This window comes from Streptomyces sp. NPDC088553 (genome assembly GCF_044752965.1).
Lineage (GTDB): Bacteria > Actinomycetota > Actinomycetes > Streptomycetales > Streptomycetaceae > Streptomyces.
Genome location: NZ_JBIVMG010000002.1, coordinates 503,758 through 519,905, shown reverse-complemented (window position 1 = coordinate 519,905; position 16,148 = coordinate 503,758). Strand labels below are relative to the sequence as shown.

Annotated in this window: 12 protein-coding genes; 4 read left to right on the top strand and 8 right to left on the bottom strand. The window is 70.9% G+C overall.

From position 1 onward, the window contains the following. Positions 1 to 157 precede the first annotated feature (157 nt). Positions 158 to 1,498, top strand: a complete 1,341-nt coding sequence (locus ACIP8Z_RS07515) for a helix-turn-helix domain-containing protein (RefSeq protein WP_402079966.1) — start codon at positions 158 to 160, stop codon at positions 1,496 to 1,498. Positions 1,499 to 1,948: 450 nt separating this feature from the next. Here ACIP8Z_RS07515 and ACIP8Z_RS07510 read toward each other — a convergent pair whose 3' ends face one another. The 3 genes from ACIP8Z_RS07510 to ACIP8Z_RS07500 form a co-directional block, all read right to left on the bottom strand. Next, entirely contained in the window at positions 1,949 to 2,221 is a 273-nt protein-coding gene (locus tag ACIP8Z_RS07510; RefSeq protein ID WP_402079964.1) for a DUF6296 family protein, read from the bottom strand. Between the two features lie 278 nt (positions 2,222 to 2,499). Next, on the bottom strand, positions 2,500 to 3,426 hold the full coding sequence (locus ACIP8Z_RS07505; protein ID WP_402079961.1) for an aminoglycoside phosphotransferase family protein: 927 nt from the start codon (positions 3,424 to 3,426) through the stop codon (positions 2,500 to 2,502). A 67-nt stretch (positions 3,427 to 3,493) separates the two neighbouring features. Then, positions 3,494 to 4,948 carry a TerD family protein gene (locus ACIP8Z_RS07500; protein WP_402079959.1) on the bottom strand — a complete coding sequence of 485 codons (1,455 nt, stop codon included), beginning with the start codon at positions 4,946 to 4,948 and terminating at the stop codon, positions 3,494 to 3,496. Positions 4,949 to 5,003: 55 nt separating this feature from the next. Between ACIP8Z_RS07500 and ACIP8Z_RS07495 the strand changes: the two genes are divergently transcribed. Together ACIP8Z_RS07495 and ACIP8Z_RS07490 are read left to right on the top strand one after the other, a co-directional pair. Further along, a complete protein-coding gene (locus ACIP8Z_RS07495) occupies positions 5,004 to 5,663 on the top strand; it encodes an MSMEG_1061 family FMN-dependent PPOX-type flavoprotein (protein ID WP_402079957.1) in 660 nt (219 codons plus the stop codon). Between the two features lie 855 nt (positions 5,664 to 6,518). Then, positions 6,519 to 6,872 carry a BTAD domain-containing putative transcriptional regulator gene (locus ACIP8Z_RS07490; protein ID WP_402079955.1) on the top strand — a complete coding sequence of 118 codons (354 nt, stop codon included), beginning with the start codon at positions 6,519 to 6,521 and terminating at the stop codon, positions 6,870 to 6,872. 50 nt (positions 6,873 to 6,922) lie between these two features. Here ACIP8Z_RS07490 and ACIP8Z_RS07485 read toward each other — a convergent pair whose 3' ends face one another. Both ACIP8Z_RS07485 and ACIP8Z_RS07480 read right to left on the bottom strand, forming a co-directional pair. Beyond that, positions 6,923 to 8,290, bottom strand: coding sequence for a pyridoxal phosphate-dependent decarboxylase family protein (locus tag ACIP8Z_RS07485; RefSeq protein ID WP_402079952.1), 1,368 nt, complete (start codon positions 8,288 to 8,290; stop codon positions 6,923 to 6,925). Continuing rightward, positions 8,277 to 9,677, bottom strand: a complete 1,401-nt coding sequence (locus ACIP8Z_RS07480) for a DUF2254 domain-containing protein (RefSeq protein WP_402079949.1) — start codon at positions 9,675 to 9,677, stop codon at positions 8,277 to 8,279. The genes ACIP8Z_RS07485 and ACIP8Z_RS07480 overlap by 14 nt, the downstream gene beginning before the upstream one ends. Before the next feature lie 261 nt (positions 9,678 to 9,938). Between ACIP8Z_RS07480 and ACIP8Z_RS07475 the strand changes: the two genes are divergently transcribed. Beyond that, positions 9,939 to 11,789 (top strand): glycoside hydrolase family 15 protein, encoded by a 1,851-nt coding sequence (locus ACIP8Z_RS07475; protein ID WP_402079946.1) that lies wholly within the window; start codon positions 9,939 to 9,941, stop codon positions 11,787 to 11,789. Between the two features lie 37 nt (positions 11,790 to 11,826). Here ACIP8Z_RS07475 and ACIP8Z_RS07470 read toward each other — a convergent pair whose 3' ends face one another. The 3 genes from ACIP8Z_RS07470 to ACIP8Z_RS07460 are packed head-to-tail and all read right to left on the bottom strand — an operon-like array spanning position 11,827 to position 16,120. Beyond that, positions 11,827 to 13,611, bottom strand: a complete 1,785-nt coding sequence (locus tag ACIP8Z_RS07470; protein ID WP_402079943.1) for a cation:proton antiporter — start codon at positions 13,609 to 13,611, stop codon at positions 11,827 to 11,829. After that, positions 13,608 to 14,642, bottom strand: a complete 1,035-nt coding sequence (locus ACIP8Z_RS07465; protein ID WP_402079940.1) for a cytochrome d ubiquinol oxidase subunit II — start codon at positions 14,640 to 14,642, stop codon at positions 13,608 to 13,610. The genes ACIP8Z_RS07470 and ACIP8Z_RS07465 overlap by 4 nt, the downstream gene beginning before the upstream one ends. Beyond that, positions 14,639 to 16,120: a cytochrome ubiquinol oxidase subunit I gene (locus ACIP8Z_RS07460; RefSeq protein ID WP_402079937.1), complete on the bottom strand. Its 1,482-nt coding sequence runs from the start codon at positions 16,118 to 16,120 to the stop codon at positions 14,639 to 14,641. The genes ACIP8Z_RS07465 and ACIP8Z_RS07460 overlap by 4 nt, the downstream gene beginning before the upstream one ends. Between the last annotated feature and the right edge of the window lie 28 nt (positions 16,121 to 16,148).

Genomic DNA, 16,148 nt, shown 5'->3' with positions numbered 1-16,148 from the left:
CTCGTCGTGCTGAACGCATGAAATCAGCCCCCTGCCAGGGAAGTTAAGTGCATCGATAAATGTGCTGAACGAGTCGCTTAACCTAGGGGGAAGGTGAGGGCGTGCGCAATGCCTACTGCTTCTGGATACTGGGCAGTTCACGAACCAGGGGGTCCACATGGACGATCCGGCCACGATCGGCCACCGAGTGCAGCGACTGCGCGCCCAACGCGGGCTGACCCAGCGGCAGTTGGCCGAGCCCTCGTACACCCCCGCGTATGTGTCGACGCTGGAGTCGGGCAAGGTCCGGCCCTCGGAGACCGCGCTGCGCTTCCTCGCCGAGCGCCTCGGTACGTCGTACGAGGAACTGGCCACCGGCCGGCCCGCGCACCTCGCCACGGAGCTGCGGCTCGCTCTCGTCGAGGCGCGCCGGCAGCTGGCCACCGGGACAGCGGAGGAGGCCGCCGTACGCTACCGGCGTCTGCTCGCCGACGCGGAGCACCTCGGACTCGTGCCCGAGCGGGCCGAGGCGCTGCTCGGGCTCGGCGACTGTGCCCTGGAGACCGGTGAACTGGCCGACGCGGGAGACCACTTCCAGGCCGCCGAACGGCTCCTCGCCGAGGAGCCGCTGACCCGCCGCGTACGCGCGATCCGGGGCCGTGCCGTCGCACACCTCCTGGCCGGGGAGCTGCGCTACGCCTGCTACCTCCTCGAATCCGCCATCGACGAGCTCGGAGCGAGCGGCCTGGCCGACCCCGAGGCGCTGGTCGTCCTGTACGCCGCCGTGATCGGCCCGTACATGGACATGGGCGCCCACGCCCGCGCCGCGCACGCCGCCGAGCTCGCCCTGGCACTGGCTCCACAGGTCGACGACCCGGCGCTGGTGGCGGGCATGCACCGGCAGGTGGCCCGCACCTTCCTCGCCGAGGGGCGCACGGCCGACGCGGACGCATCACTGGCCAAGGCCCAGGCGATCTACCAACAGCTGAGCCTGCGTACCGATCTCGCGCACTGCCACTGGATGCGCGGCTACGTCCAGGCGCAGAACGGAGAACTGGAGTCGGCCGAGACGGAGTTGCGTGCCGCCCGGGACATGCTGAACGCCAGACGCGCGGCGCTGTTCACCGCGCACGTGGAGGTGGAACTCGCCGATGTCCTCCGGCGGCTCGGACGGCACGACGAGGCGTCGGATCTGCTCTCCGCGTTCCTCGAACCGGGTGACCGGCACGGCGCGGTGCACGCGGGGGGTGCGCACAGGCTGCTCGGGCTGATCGCCGAGGAGCGCGGGGACAGCGAGACCGCCGAGGAGCACTACGTCATGGCCCTGGGGCTGCTGGAGCGCAGCGGCGCGAGCGGCGACCTCGCCGATCTGTGCCGCCTGCTGGGCGACCTTCTACGCCGCGGCGGTCGTACCGAGGCCGCGCTGGACGCGTACCGCACGGGCCTGGGCCACCGGTCGCCCCCTGGCACGACGACGCTGGGGCCCACTCCGACGACACCGGCGTTCCCGCGGCACTGACGGCCGGTTCGACCGGACGAGGATGACGTCGCACCCGGTCCGCGAACGGCCCTGCCGCTGTGGGCTGAGGTGCCTTCCGGGGGCGTGGCGGGGACCGTGCGTTCCCGTCGTGTCGACCAGCCGGTACCGGCCCTGCCCCACTCCTCGTCGCTCTCGGCGGTCGAGACGACGAGAGTCGTCTCGGACAACGGCCGCACGGCGCGCAGATCGCCCACGAGCGGCGTCGTGCGACGGCGCCGGTGGCACCCCGGCGACCGAGGAGAGCCGCCCGGCCTCCTTCAGCAAGGGGTCATGTCCCGATACCCAGCGCCTCAGTCAGCTCCTGCGCGGTGACACGTCGGCCGGTCAGGGCAAAATGACGTACTGATGCAGAGGCATCCCTGGAGAACAGGCGTTGCGCCGTTCGTCCGTACCCGGCCTCGACGTCATCGAGGCCGGGTCGTGTACCGGTCAGCCCGCTGAGGTGGAAGGGCCGGCGGCATCCTTCGGATCGGGGTCGGCGAGACGGCGGGCCAGGACGTGCTGGGCCGGAGCCTGGTGCCCGCCCGAGGCGAGGACGCGCACCTCGTCCCGGTCGCTGATCTCCGCCCGGATGATGCCGGTGCGGTCGGCGTAGACCGGATGGCCGCCGGGCCCCTTGGCAGAGGTGCGCTCGACGATCACGACGTCCTGGGCCGAACCCGTGTCCTCGGAGAACACCAGCTCGTATCTGAGTGGACTCATTGTGCCTATTTTACGCCGAAAGCCTGGCTGCGCCCCCGGCCGGCCGGGCACCCGCTGGTTGGAGTGGCGCCAGGCCGCGTCGCCGCCAGCGCTGAGGCGTGCCGGTCAGGGCATGCCTCAGCGGCAGCGGCTCGCGATCACGTGGAGGTGCTGCTGAGGCAGGCCACATGCTCCTGGTGGTGCACGCGCTCACGGTGTTCGGCAGGGGGCGAGTCCGTAGGGGCTCGCGGGAACCTGCGAGGCCGTTCCCCACCGGGCGAGGACTGATGAAGTGTGCGTCACACGCCCTTCAGAACACGATCGAGTGCCGCCCGGCCCACAGGTCCCCAGTGCGACTTGCCGCCGGGAAGGCCCCGATCCCCGCTCTGCCCCATGAGCATCAGGAAGAGGCACTTCACAGCGGCCAGTCCTCGGGCACGCCGGATCGCAGCGTCGTCTGCGTTCGCGTACATGTCGAAGAAGCGGGAGGCCGTGCCCGCGGGCAGCAGTACCCACGCGGCAGCGAGGTCCCACGCCGGGTCGCCGGCGAACATGTCACCGAAGTCGACGACGCCCGAGAGCGTTCCGTCCGAGACGACGACATTCGCGGGATGGAGGTCGCCGTGTACCCACACCGGCGGGCCCTCCCACGCCTGCGCCGCGACGGCGTCGTCCCAGACGGCCCGGACGTCTGCAGCGATGTCGTCGAGGGCAACGGCCTGGAAGTAGTTCTCGAAGCCCTCCGTGCAGTTCCGGGGATGGGCGCCGCGGTCCGTAGCAGTCGGAGCCCCGGCGGGCGCCTCCACATGGAGCGCCCGGAGGAAGCCCGCCAGCGTCTCAGCCGCGTGGGTGCCGCGGCTGATCGACCCGTGGTCCAGTGGCTCGCCCGGAACCCATGTCATCACGGTCCAGTGCTTGGGGAAGCGCTCGGACGGTTCGCCGTATCGCACCGGGGTCGGCACCGGGAGTGGCAGGCGAGGGGCCAGCACGGGCAGCCACCGCCGCTCCTTGAGCTGATGATCCGGGGTGGGGTCCATGCGCTGCATGCGAACGGCCAACTCGTCCCCGAGGCGCCACATCTGGTTGCCCCAGCCGCCCGCCACCTCGCGGATGGTCAGCCCGGCAAGGTCGGGGTGTTGCTCGTGCAGCAGGTCGCGGACCAGATCCGCGGTGATCTCGGTGTCGGTGTCGGTGTCGGTGTCGATCTCGGTGTCGATCTCGGTCATGCGAAGCCACAGTACCGAGGCGGCGGCGGCAGGCCGGTCGGCTCCCGCACTTCGGAACCTCCAAGACCTAGCGGCGCCATACCCTTCGCGCCCCTCGGGACGGCTCGCTCGGGTCAGCCGGATCGAGGGTGAGTTCCCACCGGTGCCTGCTCTTGTCGATGGTGACCAGGATGGGCCCGCCGGGCAGGGTCACCTTCTCCCGGACCCGGCGACCGTTCCACTCGTACACGAGCCGCTTGGCAGGGTGCCTCAGGTCACTGGGGGAGTCACCCCAGTGGTAGTGCATCTGGAACCAGCCCTTGTGAGGGTCCTCCGCCCGCACCTTCAACTCGGCCGCGGGGCCGGTGTGGACGAAGACTTCCCGGCCGCTGCCCGCGACGGTGCCGAAGTCCAGCGGCAGGGCCGCCGACAGGGGCAGGACCGTGAGCTGCCACGCCCCGGAGTTGCGCACCTTCAGCGTGAGCGGCCCGCCCTTGCGGTTGGGCACCATCAGGGTTCGGCCGTAGTGATCGGGCAGGTCGGACAGGAAGACATCGTCCTCGCGGCCGGGAATCTTGACGGAGATGTAGTTGTACTCCTCCGTCCGTGCCTCCAGGATCACCGGCTCCCCGTTGGGCGGAAACGGCAGGTCCACGGTGATCGTCTTCGTACCCTTGCCGCGATGGACGCGCGGCTCGAAAGCGAAGAAGCCGGCCGCCCAGGTCGCGGGCCCGGAGGATGCGCCGACGGAGGGCGTCACGGTGGCGTACGCGGGCCCGGCGGGCGCCGTGACAGGTGCCATGGGTGACGTGGGGTACGTCGCGGAACCGCTCAACGGGCCGGGCCCGGACGACGCCTGGTCCGCCCCGTACACAACCGGCCCCGGCTGCGACGGCGCCCCGGGAGCCACCACGCCGGAGCCCGTCTTGCCCACCCCGGCGAGCGGCACCGGGCCGGACGCGGAGGGCTCAGCCGGCGACGGCGAGGGGACCACCGGTGCCGGCGGTGACACCGCCGTCACCGTCCCCGCGCCCCCTACGTCCTGCGTCAGGCCCGTGAGCCCGTCCTCGTAGCCCTGCCCCACCGCGCGGAACCGCCATGCCCCATGGCGCCGGTACAGCTCACCCAGCACGAACGCGGTCTCGACGGTGGCTTCCGTGACCGCGTACCGCGCGACGATGGTTCCGTCGAGCGTGCTCAACTGGGCGTAGAGACCGCGGACCTGTCCGAAGGTCCCGTCCGCGCACGATCCGACTATCAGTACCCGCTGGACATCGGGTTCGACGCGGAGCAGGTCCAACTCCAGCCATTCGGCGAGCTGTCCGGCGCCCTCTCCCGTGCCGACGTGACGAACGGCGCCCGAGGGGTGGACGGGCCGGTCGTGGAAGACGATGTCGGCATCGCCGCGCACCGCTCCGGCCGCGTCGAGCAGAAGGGCCGCGGCTGACACGGTCGGCGTACCTGGCACCGACTGCCGGCCCACGGCAACACGCAGCGGGGCGGCGGGGACGGGCGCGTTCGCACCCTTGATCATGTGCGTCATACGGCACATGGTGACAGCGGGACGGACGCCTGGAGAAGCCCACTAGGTTCGGGGTATGACCACACCCTTCACCGACACTGCCTTCGACTCGCTCCTCCTCGACGCCGTGCACGACCAGCAGGCGTTGCGCGAGGTCTACGAGCTCCCCAAGGAGACGGCCCTGCGGAAGCAGATGACCGAACTCACCGAGCAGACCCGACGGCTGATCGGATGCTCGTCGTTGGTCCTGGTCGCCAGCGCGGACGCCGAGGGCAACTGTGACGTCTCCCCGCGTGGGGGCCCCGCCGGGTTCGTCGCCGTCCTGGACGCGCGGACGGTGGCGATACCGGACGCGACGGGCAACAAGCGTCTGGACACCCTGCAGAACGTCATCGCCACGGGCCGAGCCGGGCTGCTGTTCGTCATCCCGGGGCGCACCACGACGCTCAGGGTGAACGGCCGGGCCTGTGTCTCCACCCGCCCGGATCTGCTCTCGCAGTTGACCGCGGTGGGCAAGCCGCCGGCCAGTGCCCTGGTGGTGGGGGTCGAGGAGGTCTACCCGCACTGCCCCAAGTCGCTTCTGCGCGGCGGGGCCTGGAAGCCGGAGCAGTGGCTGCCGACGGACGCCCAGCCGACCTCGGCCGAGGTGACACTGGCCCAGCTGCGGATGCCGGAGTTGACGATCTCCGACATCGAGCAGGCGGAGGCGGACTCGCTGAAGTACCGGTACGAGTGACGGGCGAGGTCTGAGCGATGGCTCACTGGATCAGTTCGATGTGCGGCTGATCCTGGGATGCCGGGCAGACGTGGAGTTGCGGGTCGTAGCCACTGGCGACCTCGACCTCGGTGGAGTTCCCCGGAGGAGTGCCGGGGCGGGGCGGGGGGGTGCGCCCGGTCCTCCTCCGGGATCCAGCTGCCGCCGCTGTCCCATTCGGTGGTGGCGAAGGTGAACAGCGGGTCCGCCTCGGTGCCGCATACGGAGCAGATGCGAGGCATGGGATCGGTGAGGCCCCAGCGGGTCCAGCCACCGGCCTTCCAGCCGGGGGCGAGTGACAACGTGTCCCCGTAGAAATCCTGCGGGGCCACCTCGTCGGAGCTGGGCACCGCCGCTCCGGCCGCCTGCCACCCGCTCCAGTCCTCCGGTTGACGCTGGAGTTCCCCTCCGGCACGTAGGCGGAGAACTGGACGGCGGTCGGGAGCAGATCGGTCTCCGACTGGCCGGGCGGACGCAGCAACGGGACGTCACGGACGTACAACTGGGCCACGGGCAGCATGGCGATCGGGCCTTCCGGCCACGGCCGGTCGGCCTTGATCCGCTCCTCGATCGCGCCAGCTCCTCGGGCGCGTACCGGGTGAGCGGGGGATCGCCGCCCGGCCGCTTCGCCACCGCTGCCCGGATGCTCCGCCGCTGCCGCACGTCCTCCGGCGAGAGGATCTCATTCCACCGACCCCACCGGTGCGGTCCCTCGCAGTGCGGCCACGGCTCGTCGGCGGGCAGGAGCAGCGGGCCGCCGACGGAGCTGTCGTGCGGCGAGGGCGCCCCGGGGCGGGGATGGAGCCGGGTCGCCGTGAGTGCCAGGGGGCCAGGTACATGCTCGGGGACGCCCGCGAGCTGCTGCCGGACTGGGAGGAGGAGTGGCTCAGCGGCGAACGGGAGCGACTGCGCCAACTGCAACTGCATCTGCAGGAGTCCCTGGCGGAACGGCTGACGTCCGAGGGCCGCTTCGGACTCGCCCTGGAGGTCGCTCTCGCCACGCTGCGCCTGGATGTCCTCCGTGAGAGCGCCCACCGCTCGGTGATCCGCATCCACCTCGCCGAAGGAAACATCGGGGAAGCCCGGCGCGCCTACGCCACATGCCGACAGGTGCTCAGACAGGAGTTGGGCATCTCACCGACCCCGGCGACGGCGAGCATGCTCACCCTTCCCTCGGACGCCCGCCCCTGATCGACGGGCACATCGGGAACTCCTCGCAACCGCCCTGGCGCGCGCAGTCGTCAGGCCCCGGCGGCCGCGCGCCGGATCGCGTCGAGCGTGCGCGTCACGTCGTCGTCGGTGGTCGACCAGTTGCTCACCGAGATCCGCATGACGCGTCTGCCGTGCCAGGTGGAGCCGCTGATCCACGCCGTGCCGTCGTCGAGCAGCCGGGCGAGTACCCGGTCGGTACGTCCGTCGCTGCCGAACTCGGCGCAGACCTGCGTGAACGCGACCTCGTTGAGAACGGTCGCGCCGTCGACCTCGGCGATGTCGGCGGCGAACGCGGACGCGTGCCGGCACAGCCGCTCGACGAGGTCGGAGACGCCTGACCGGCCGAGGGACCTGAGGGCGGCCCACACGGTGAACGCCCGGCCGCGCCGCGAGAGTTCGGGCACCTTGTCGATGGGGTCGCCGTGCTCGTGCTGGATGAGGTAGTCGCCACGCTGGCCCATCGCCGACCGGACCGCGGACGCGTCGCGCACGATCGCGAGCCCGCAGTCGTAGGGAACGTTCAGCGTCTTGTGGGCGTCCGTCGCCCAGGAGTCCGCGTCCGCGCAGCCCGCCGTCAGGTGGGCGCGGCGCGGCGAGGCGGCAGCCCACAGTCCGAACGCGCCGTCGACGTGGACCCAGGCGTCTGCCTCGCGCGCCGCACCGATGCTCGCGGCGAAGGGGTCGAAGGCGCCGGAATGGATGTCGCCGGCCTGGAGGATCACGATCGTGGGGCCCTGCCCGCCGGCCGTCAGCGCCGTCCGCAGGGCCTCGGGTTCGATACGTCCCTGATCGTCGGCCACCACCAGCTCGGGCCGGCCGAGCCCGAGGTAGCGCAGGGCCAGGTCGATGGCCATGTGCCGGGACTCGCCGACGACGACTCGCACGGGCGGGCCGCCGGTGAGGCCGTCGCGGGCGACGTTCCAGCCGGCGCGCCGCAGCACGGTGTCCCGCGCCGCGGCGAGGCACGTGAAGTTCGCCATCGTCGCACCCGTGGTGAAGCCCACGGAGCTGTCCTTCGGCAGGCCGAGCAGATCGAGCGACCACGCGCCGGCGATCTCCTCCGCCGCCGTGTACGCGGGCGAGACGGTGCGCATCACACAGTTCTGGTCCCAGGCGCTGACCAGCCAGTCGGCAGCCAGCGCGGCCGGCTCGGTGCCGCCCACCACGAACCCGTAGAAGCGGCCGCTGGGGAACGCCGTGAGCCCCGGCTCACAGGCCGTGGCCAGCAGGTCGACGACGTCGGCGGGCGGGCTGGGACCGGCAGGCAGCTCGGCACCGAGCGCGCTCACGATCTCGTCGACCGAGGCGCGCGCCGGAACCCGGCGGTCGGGCAGGCTCGCCAGCCACCGGACAGCATGGCCGTACGCCTGTCGGAGCGCCGCCTCACGCGCGTCCATACCTCGGACTATGCGACCGTCGCCGCCACCCCGCAAGCCGACCGCGGTAGGTCCCTCGCGAGGTCCCGACGGAGGGTCCGGACGCGTTCCGATCGGCGGGTGCGGAGGGGTGGCGCCCGCCGATGCCCTGGTGGTCGGGCTGTGCCGCGATGGCCCGGCGGGCCGGGTCGGTGAACTCGCGCTCGACGGCCTCCCCCAGGAGGAGCACCTGTGTGTGCACGGCGGCGTGCTGGGATGCCGGCAGGGCGTCGAGCAGGCCGTCGAGCATGGCCCGGAGCCTGCGGCAGATCTGCACGGATGAACCGCCGTAGTCACGGATCTCGCAGACGGCGAGCTCGAGGTAGTTGTCCCAGTCCCGGCCCGGGAGCACCAGCCGCGCGTTCCCGCCGCGATCGGCCAGGACGTAATGTCCGGGCAGCCGCGTGTTTCCGACCGTGTGCAGGAACCACTCGATGTAGTTGATGACCTGCACCGCGGTCGTGGGGTCGTTCACCGCGGGGGAGAGGGCCCTGATCGCGATGTCGACGAGAACTCTCAGCGCGAAGGCGGGATCCTGTTCGATCGTACGCTCGGACCCGAGGGCGATCAGACTGTTCACCCGCTCCGGGTCGGGCCTGGACGTGCCCCCACGGACCTCCACCAGCACGGTCCCGGGCGGTACGAAGTCCCCGATCAGCCGGGTCACCACGAAGACGCAATCGTGGCGGGCCGCCTCCGCGATCAGACCGGGCACGTTGAAGGCCTGAATCGCTCCGCCGCGCACGGTACGGATCCGCAGCACCGAACCGTCTGACGGTACGGCCCCGTCTCCCTGGGGCGCGGCGCCCCGGATCGCCGCGGCGCCGTCGGTGAAGACGGTCTCTCCCAAGCGGGCGACCAACTCCGCGATGGCCACCGGCCGGAGGCTGTGGGTGAACCGGTTGAGGTAGACGAGCAGGAGTACCAGGCTCACGGCCACCGCCGCGCCGGCCAGGGTCACCCCGAGATCGGGGACCGATGCGGATTCGACGCTCCGCAGCAGGGAGAAGGCGAACGCGAACGTCCCCGTGAAGGTCGCCAGAACCGCCTTCTGCAGCCGGTCCCGGTACCACAGGCGCATGTACCGGGGGGAGAGGGTTCCCGTCGCCTGCTGCACCACCAGCACGCCGATCGTGACGACGAACCCGAGGAGCGCCACCATCGCGCCCACGATGGCGGTGAGCACGCCGCTCGCGGTCGTGGCGGAATAGTGCCAGCCGCTCGGCGGCCGGTCCGCGCTGTCGGCGGCGAGCGCCGCCTCGGCGAGAAGGGCGCCGAGGGCGAGACCGATCATCGGCACGATCCACAGGCTGGCCTTGACGTACTGTCGCAGCCTGAACCTGTCCGCCCAGGACGTCATGACACCCATGCCACGCTCCTTCGCGGGAGGAATCAGGTACGCGTGAGGCACGAGGTGATGGCGGGTTCCTTCGGAGGATCTGCTCCACCTCCTCACGCTAGGGCGATACCCGGACCGGCGCCGCAGCGGCGGCGTCTTCACCCCGCGTCACTCTCTCGCCAGGACGGAGCGACACCGTCGGCCTAAGCTGAACGGGTGCCGTCCGGTCCACCTCACCCCGGCGCGCAGGCGCGCCCGCACGTGGTCGGCCGGGGCTGAAAGGGGCCCGCGATGGAGCACTATCCCCTGATCGAGGACCACGGCCTGATCGGTGATCTGCAGACCGCGGCGCTCGTGACGACCGATGCGACGATCGACTGGTTCTGTTGCCCTCGGTTCGATTCGCCCAGCGTCTTCGGCGCGCTGCTCGACCGGCGGAAGGGCGGCCACTTCACCGTGCGGCCGGTCGCCGAGACGTACACGACCAGACAGCTCTACCACCCTGACACGGCTGTCCTGGTGACGCGCTTCATGACGGAGGCCGGGGCCGGGGAGGTCGTGGACTTCATGCCGGTGACCGGAACCACGGCGACGGACCGGCACCGCATCGTCCGCCTCCTGCGCTGCGTGCGCGGCAGCATGACGTTCGAAGGGGAGATCGCGCCACGTTTCGACTACGGCCGCGCGTCGCACGAGCTCCACATCTCCGAGCACGGCGCCCTGTTCACCTCGGAGCACCTGGACCTGGCCGTACACGCCGTCCGTGAGCCGCAGGACGAGCGGCTGATGAGCATCCTCCCGGGGGACGACGAAGACCTGCGCTTCTCCTTGAGCCTGAGGGCAGGCGAGCAGCGCGGCCTGGTCATGGAATCCGCCCCCGACGGGCCTCCGCGCGAGGTCCGCCTGGAGGAGTTCGAGCGCCTCTTCGACCAGACGGTCCGCTTCTGGCGCTCCTGGCTGGGACAGTCCACGTACTCCGGCCGTTGGCGGGAGGCGGTGGAGCGTTCGGCCGTGACGCTCAAGCTCATGACCTACGCACCGACCGGCGCCCTGGTCGCCGCACCTACGGCCGGGCTCCCCGAGCAACTGGGCGGGGAGCGCAACTGGGACTACCGGTTCACCTGGATCCGTGACGCGTCCTTCTCCGTGTACGCCCTGCTGGGCCTCGGATTCAAGGAAGAGGCGTCCGCGTTCATCAACTGGCTGCACGACCGGGTCAAGCAGGAGGCCGGTCATGAGAACGGTTCGGGCCCGCTGAACATCATGTACCGGGTCGACGGCTCGGCCGACCTGGTCGAGGAGACCCTCGGCCACTGGGAGGGATACCGCGGCTCCGCCCCGGTCCGCATCGGCAACGGAGCGGCGACCCAGCTCCAGCTGGACATCTACGGCGAGGCGCTCGACAGCATCTACTTCGCGCACGAGCACGGCATGCATCTCGACCGCGGTGGCTGGAAGGCCCTGCACACCCTGCTCGACTGGCTGGTCGACCACTGGGACCAGCCCGGCGAGGGACTCTGGGAGACGCGCGGGGGCCGGAAGGACTTCACCTACGGTCGCGTGATGTCCTGGGTGGCCTTCGACCGTGCCGTGCGGATCGCCTACGACGACGGCCGACCCGCGGCCGGCGGACGGTGGGTCGACGCACGGGACGAGGTCTACGCGCAGGTGTACGACCGCGGCTGGGACCCGGGGAAGCAGGCCTTCGTGCAGCACTACGGCGACGACGTGCTCGACTCGGCGCTGCTGCGCATGCCGACGGTCGGCTTCATCACCCCGGACGACCCGATGTGGCAGTCCTCCCTGGACGCGATGGAGCGGGAGCTGGTGAGCGACAGCCTGGTCTATCGCTACAACCCCGAGGCGTCCCCCGATGGGCTGCGCGGCTCCGAGGGAACCTTCTCGCTGTGCACGTTCATGTACGTCGACGCGCTGGCCCGGGCCGGGCGCCTCGACCAGGCCAGGCTGGTGCTGGAGAAGATGCTCACCTACGCCAACCACCTGGGGCTGTACTCCGAGGAGATCGATCTGACGGGACGGCAGCTGGGCAACTTCCCCCAGGCCTTCACCCATCTGGCCTTGATCGACGCCGCCATCACCCTGGACTCGATGCTCCAGGGCAACCGGCCGGGCGGTACGTAGCCCGCGGAGCCGCGGAGCGGGTTCTGGGAGTGAGTTCTCAGGGCGGGGGAGTGGTCGTCGTGCCCGGCGCGGGTCCGAGGAGGACGACGGTGTCACCGTCCTCAGGCACGCTCTTCCGCCTTTCCGTGACGGGCTCCAGCCGTTGGTCGGCCCGTACCACGAAGAGGGTGTCGTACTCCGGCGGCAGCGGGGCGGCGGCCGGCTGCACCGTGAACCGGGCACCCCGTCCGTAGCGCTCCGCGAGGACGTGCCGGACCAGGGAGTGGCCGAAGAGGATGTCGCCGCCGGTGTACGGAGCGACCACGCCGTGGCTGTCGTGCGGTGGCCCCACCCGGTAGACGGGACCCTCGACGTTGTCCTGCATCACGATCGAGGCGAGCGCGTTGAAGTCGTCGTCGTCGGTGGCCAGGAAGACGGCCGTCACGCCCTCCAGCCGAGCTCCCGGATTGATGGCCGTGGCCAGCAGATCGCCCTTGGCCAGCTCCAGCCCCGCCTGCTTGATGTGTTCTCTCTCCTCGTCGAGTCCCGCCCACATCAGCACGTCGAGGCCCGCGGACCGCAGGGTCCTGCCCAGGTCGACCACCCATGGCTCGCCGCCCACCAGGAGGACGCGGGTGCCCTCCGCCTTGACGACTCCCAGCCGTCTGGCCACCGGTGCCGCCGTCAGGGCGTAGAGCAGAACGGTCCCCACGATCACCAGGAAGGTGACGGGGAGGACCTTCGCGGCCCCGGGCACGCCCCGTTCCACCAGGCCGGCGGAGAAGGCCGACGCCGTCGCCGCCGCGACGATGCCGCGTGGGTCCATCCATCCGACGAAGGCGCGCTCGCCGCGTGAGAGGTCCGTGTGTGCCGCGGCGCCGAAGGCCACGACCGGGCGGACCACCAGGACGAGGATCGCGACCAGACCGAGCGCGGGAAGGAGCACCGGCACCAGGGACGACGGGGTGACGGTGGAGGAGATGGAGACGAACAGCAGCCCGATGATCAGCTGGACCAGGGTCTCCAGGAAAGGGCGGCGGGCGGGCATGTCGAAGCCGCGGATGTTGGAGACGGCGAGGCCCGCGACGATCGCGGCGATGAGTCCCGTGTCGTCCCGCACGATGTCGCAACCCGCCGATACGCCGATCACGATGGCGAGCTGTGCCAGTGTTCCCAGGGTCTCGCCGAGTCGCAGGGTGCGCAGCGTGAACCACAGGAGAGCGGTCCCCACGGCCCCGCCCGCGAGCCCGACGGCGAGGCTGAGCAGGAACTGGCCCAGCTGGTAGCCCCGGCCGATGTCGATCTGGTGCGACGAGGCGACCGCGTGGAAGGTGAGCGCGCCGAGGATGGCGCCGATCGGGTCGGTCAGCGTTCCCTCCCAGATCAGGATGCGCCGCACCTTGTCGCTCGGCCGCACGAAGTCGAGGATCGGCCCGACGACGGTGGGCCCGGAGACGACGAGGATCATCCCGAGCATCGCGGCCACCCGTAGGGGCATGTCGAACATCGCCGGTGCCACCGCCCCGGTGACGAGGAACGTGAGCAGCACGCCGTACACGAGCAGCCTGCCCACGATCCCTCGGGTGTGGCGGGCCAGCTTGCGCAGGTCGAGTCCCAGGCCGGCGTCGTAGAGGATCACCGCGACGGACAGCGACACGATCGCGGAGAAGTCCGGCCCCAGCAGTCTGTCGGGGTGGATGACGTCGGTCATCGCGCCGGCGGCGAACCCGACGGGAAGCAGGATGATGAGGGCGGGGACGCGCAGCTTGCTCGCCAGGATCTGCGATCCGGTGGCGAGCACCACCGTCAGGGCGAGTCCGAGAAGGATCTCGTCGTCGGTCACAGCGGCTTCCTCTCCCCGCGCAGCTCGGCGTCGGTGAGCTCCTCCAGCTCGCCGTGGGTGTCCAGCCAGTACAGGAGGACCACGGCCGGCACGATGAGTACCAGGGCCACCAGGGTGACGATCGCCAGCCACGTCAGCGTGGCGGGCGAGCCCGCGGCGTCGGCCACGGTCAGCGAGGTGGGGAGCAGATAGGGGCGCTGGGCCATGCCCCAGGCGATGACGGCCGACGCGACGACGCCGGTCGCCGTGACACGCGTCCAGGTGCTCGGGGGCCGCAGGAGCAGCACCGCCGTGGCGAGGGCGGCTGCTCCGGCCACGACGACGAAGAGCAACCCCAGGCCGTGGGTGAGTCCGCGCCACACATAGGGGGCGTCCTCGTGGGTGACGAAGCCGGTGACCACCGCGAGCGCGGTGAGCACGGCGAGACTGCACAGCGCCCGCCGCCTGAAGTAGCCGACCAGGTCGGGCGCGTCGAACCTGCGGGCGTCCCCGGTCAGGAACACCGCGCCGAGGAAGGCCGTGGTCGCGACGGCGACGAGTCCGAACACGAGGGAGGTGGGGCTGGTCCAGACGTCGGCCGAGGCCTCGGTGCCGGGAGCCACGCGTTCCGACGCGACCCCGCCGACGGCGGCACCGAGGAAGAACGGCGTGACGAGCGAGGCCACGGCGAACACGGCGCCGTAGAGACGCCTGCCCGCGAGCCGGCGTGAGGCCTTGCGGAGCGCGAATCCGGCACCCCGCAGCACCATGCCCACGACGGCCAGGGCCAGCGGGAGCCACATCGCGGAGAACACGGTCTGGAACAGGACGGGGAAGCCCGTCCACATGATGACGAGGACGAAGATCAGCCAGACGTTGTTGACCTCCCACACGGGAGCCATGGCGTGGTCGATGAGCCACCGGGGGCGCCGACCGCGTTCCGTCCCTCCGGCGGTCAGATCCCAGAAGCCGGCCCCGTAGTCCGTGCCACCGGCGCAGGCGTACGCGGTCACGGCCAGGAGCAGGACCACGGCGATGAGGTCGGCCGTCACAAGCGGTCACCTCCGTGCCGGCCGGCCCCGCCTCCGGCGGGAGGTGCGTCTCCCACGGGAAGGGGGGCTCGCGGCCCGTAGGGGAGGTCGTCCTCCGGCGGAAGGCCCGTACCCGCCGCGGCCTGTTGCCGGTCGGCGAGGCGCCATCGCGTGCGCATCTTCAGCAGGACCACGAGGAACGAGCCGAAGAGGAACAGGTACACCACCATCACCACAGCGAGCATGATCCACAGGGTGGTGGAGCGCGTCGACGTCACCGCCTCGGCGACCCGCATGTTCTGGTACACGATCCAGGGCTGGCGTCCGACCTCGGTGGCGATCCAGCCGCACTCGACGGCGACCACGGAGGCCACGCCCGCACAGGCCGCCGATCGGTAGAACCACGCCGAGGCGGGCAGCCGGCGGTGCCGCAACCACACGAAGCCGTACCAGAGGGCGAGCAGCACCAGCACGGATCCGATCAGGACCATGATGTCGAAGGCCCAGTGGGCGATGGTCGCCTGCGTCGCGGTGGGGCGCTGGTCCGCCGGGACGGAGGTCAGCCCCACCACCTCGGTGTCCGGACTGAACCCGGCCAGTACCGAGTCGAGCAGGGGGATCTTGATGCCGCCGGAGACGGTGCCGTCCTCGTGCAGACGCCCGAAGAGGTACTCCGGCACCCTGGTGTCGGTCTTCCAGACGATCTCCAGGGCGGCGAACTTCACCGGCTGCTTGTGGAACACCGACCGGGCGATGGAGTCGCCGAGGACGAACTGGACCGGGGCGGCGACCGCGGCGATGGTGAACGGAACGGCGAAGCCGAGCCGGTGGTAGTGGTCCCGGCGGCCGCGCAGCCAGCCCGTCGCGTAGACACCGGCCACCATGAAGCCCGCGGTGATGATCATCGCCACCACGAAGTGCCAGTACTGCGGGCCGAACATCGGTGTGAAGATCGCCTTCCAGACGTTCACGTCGACCGGGTTGCCCCCGGAGTCGAGCGAGAAGCCCTGTGGCGTGTTCATCCAGGAGTTTGCGGCCAGGATGCCGAACGCTCCGAGCAGTGCGGCGAACGGCAGGGGCAGCCCGAGGAGGAAGTGCGTCCGCGGCTTCAGCCGCCGCCATCCGTAGAGGTAGATGGCGATGAGTACGGCCTCCAGGAAGAAGGCCCAGGCCTCGACGCCGAATCCGATGCCGAAGACATCACCCCACCGTCCCATCAGGCCGGGCCAGAGCAGACCGAACTCGAAGGACAGCACCGTGCCGGTGACGATGCCGAGCGCGAACTGCACCGCCATGACGGCCGACCAGCGCCGCGCCAGCAGCAGCGCCGTGGCGTCCTGGCGGCGCAGCCCGCGGTAGTGCATGACCAGGGTGATGAAGGGGAAGGCGACGCCGAGGGGTACCAGGATGATGTGAGAGGCCAGGGTGAAGGCCATGAGTTCCCGGGCCGGCAGGAGTTGGGCAGGGGCGTCCGCCAGCAGGTGGAGCGACGTGGACATGCAAGCCTTCGCTGTTCGTGGACGTGAC

What these genes read in the sequence shown, in the direction of transcription:
- ACIP8Z_RS07515 (WP_402079966.1), top strand. Translation starts at nt 158, where the DNA reads ATGGACGATCCGGCCACGATCGGCCACCGAGTGCAGCGACTGCGCGCC.
- ACIP8Z_RS07510 (WP_402079964.1), bottom strand. Translation starts at nt 2,221, where the DNA reads ATGAGTCCACTCAGATACGAGCTGGTGTTCTCCGAGGACACGGGTTCG.
- ACIP8Z_RS07505 (WP_402079961.1), bottom strand. Translation starts at nt 3,426, where the DNA reads ATGACCGAGATCGACACCGAGATCGACACCGACACCGACACCGACACC.
- ACIP8Z_RS07500 (WP_402079959.1), bottom strand. Translation starts at nt 4,948, where the DNA reads ATGACGCACATGATCAAGGGTGCGAACGCGCCCGTCCCCGCCGCCCCG.
- ACIP8Z_RS07495 (WP_402079957.1), top strand. Translation starts at nt 5,004, where the DNA reads ATGACCACACCCTTCACCGACACTGCCTTCGACTCGCTCCTCCTCGAC.
- ACIP8Z_RS07490 (WP_402079955.1), top strand. Translation starts at nt 6,519, where the DNA reads ATGCTCGGGGACGCCCGCGAGCTGCTGCCGGACTGGGAGGAGGAGTGG.
- ACIP8Z_RS07485 (WP_402079952.1), bottom strand. Translation starts at nt 8,290, where the DNA reads ATGGACGCGCGTGAGGCGGCGCTCCGACAGGCGTACGGCCATGCTGTC.
- ACIP8Z_RS07480 (WP_402079949.1), bottom strand. Translation starts at nt 9,677, where the DNA reads ATGGGTGTCATGACGTCCTGGGCGGACAGGTTCAGGCTGCGACAGTAC.
- ACIP8Z_RS07475 (WP_402079946.1), top strand. Translation starts at nt 9,939, where the DNA reads ATGGAGCACTATCCCCTGATCGAGGACCACGGCCTGATCGGTGATCTG.
- ACIP8Z_RS07460 (WP_402079937.1), bottom strand. Translation starts at nt 16,120, where the DNA reads ATGTCCACGTCGCTCCACCTGCTGGCGGACGCCCCTGCCCAACTCCTG.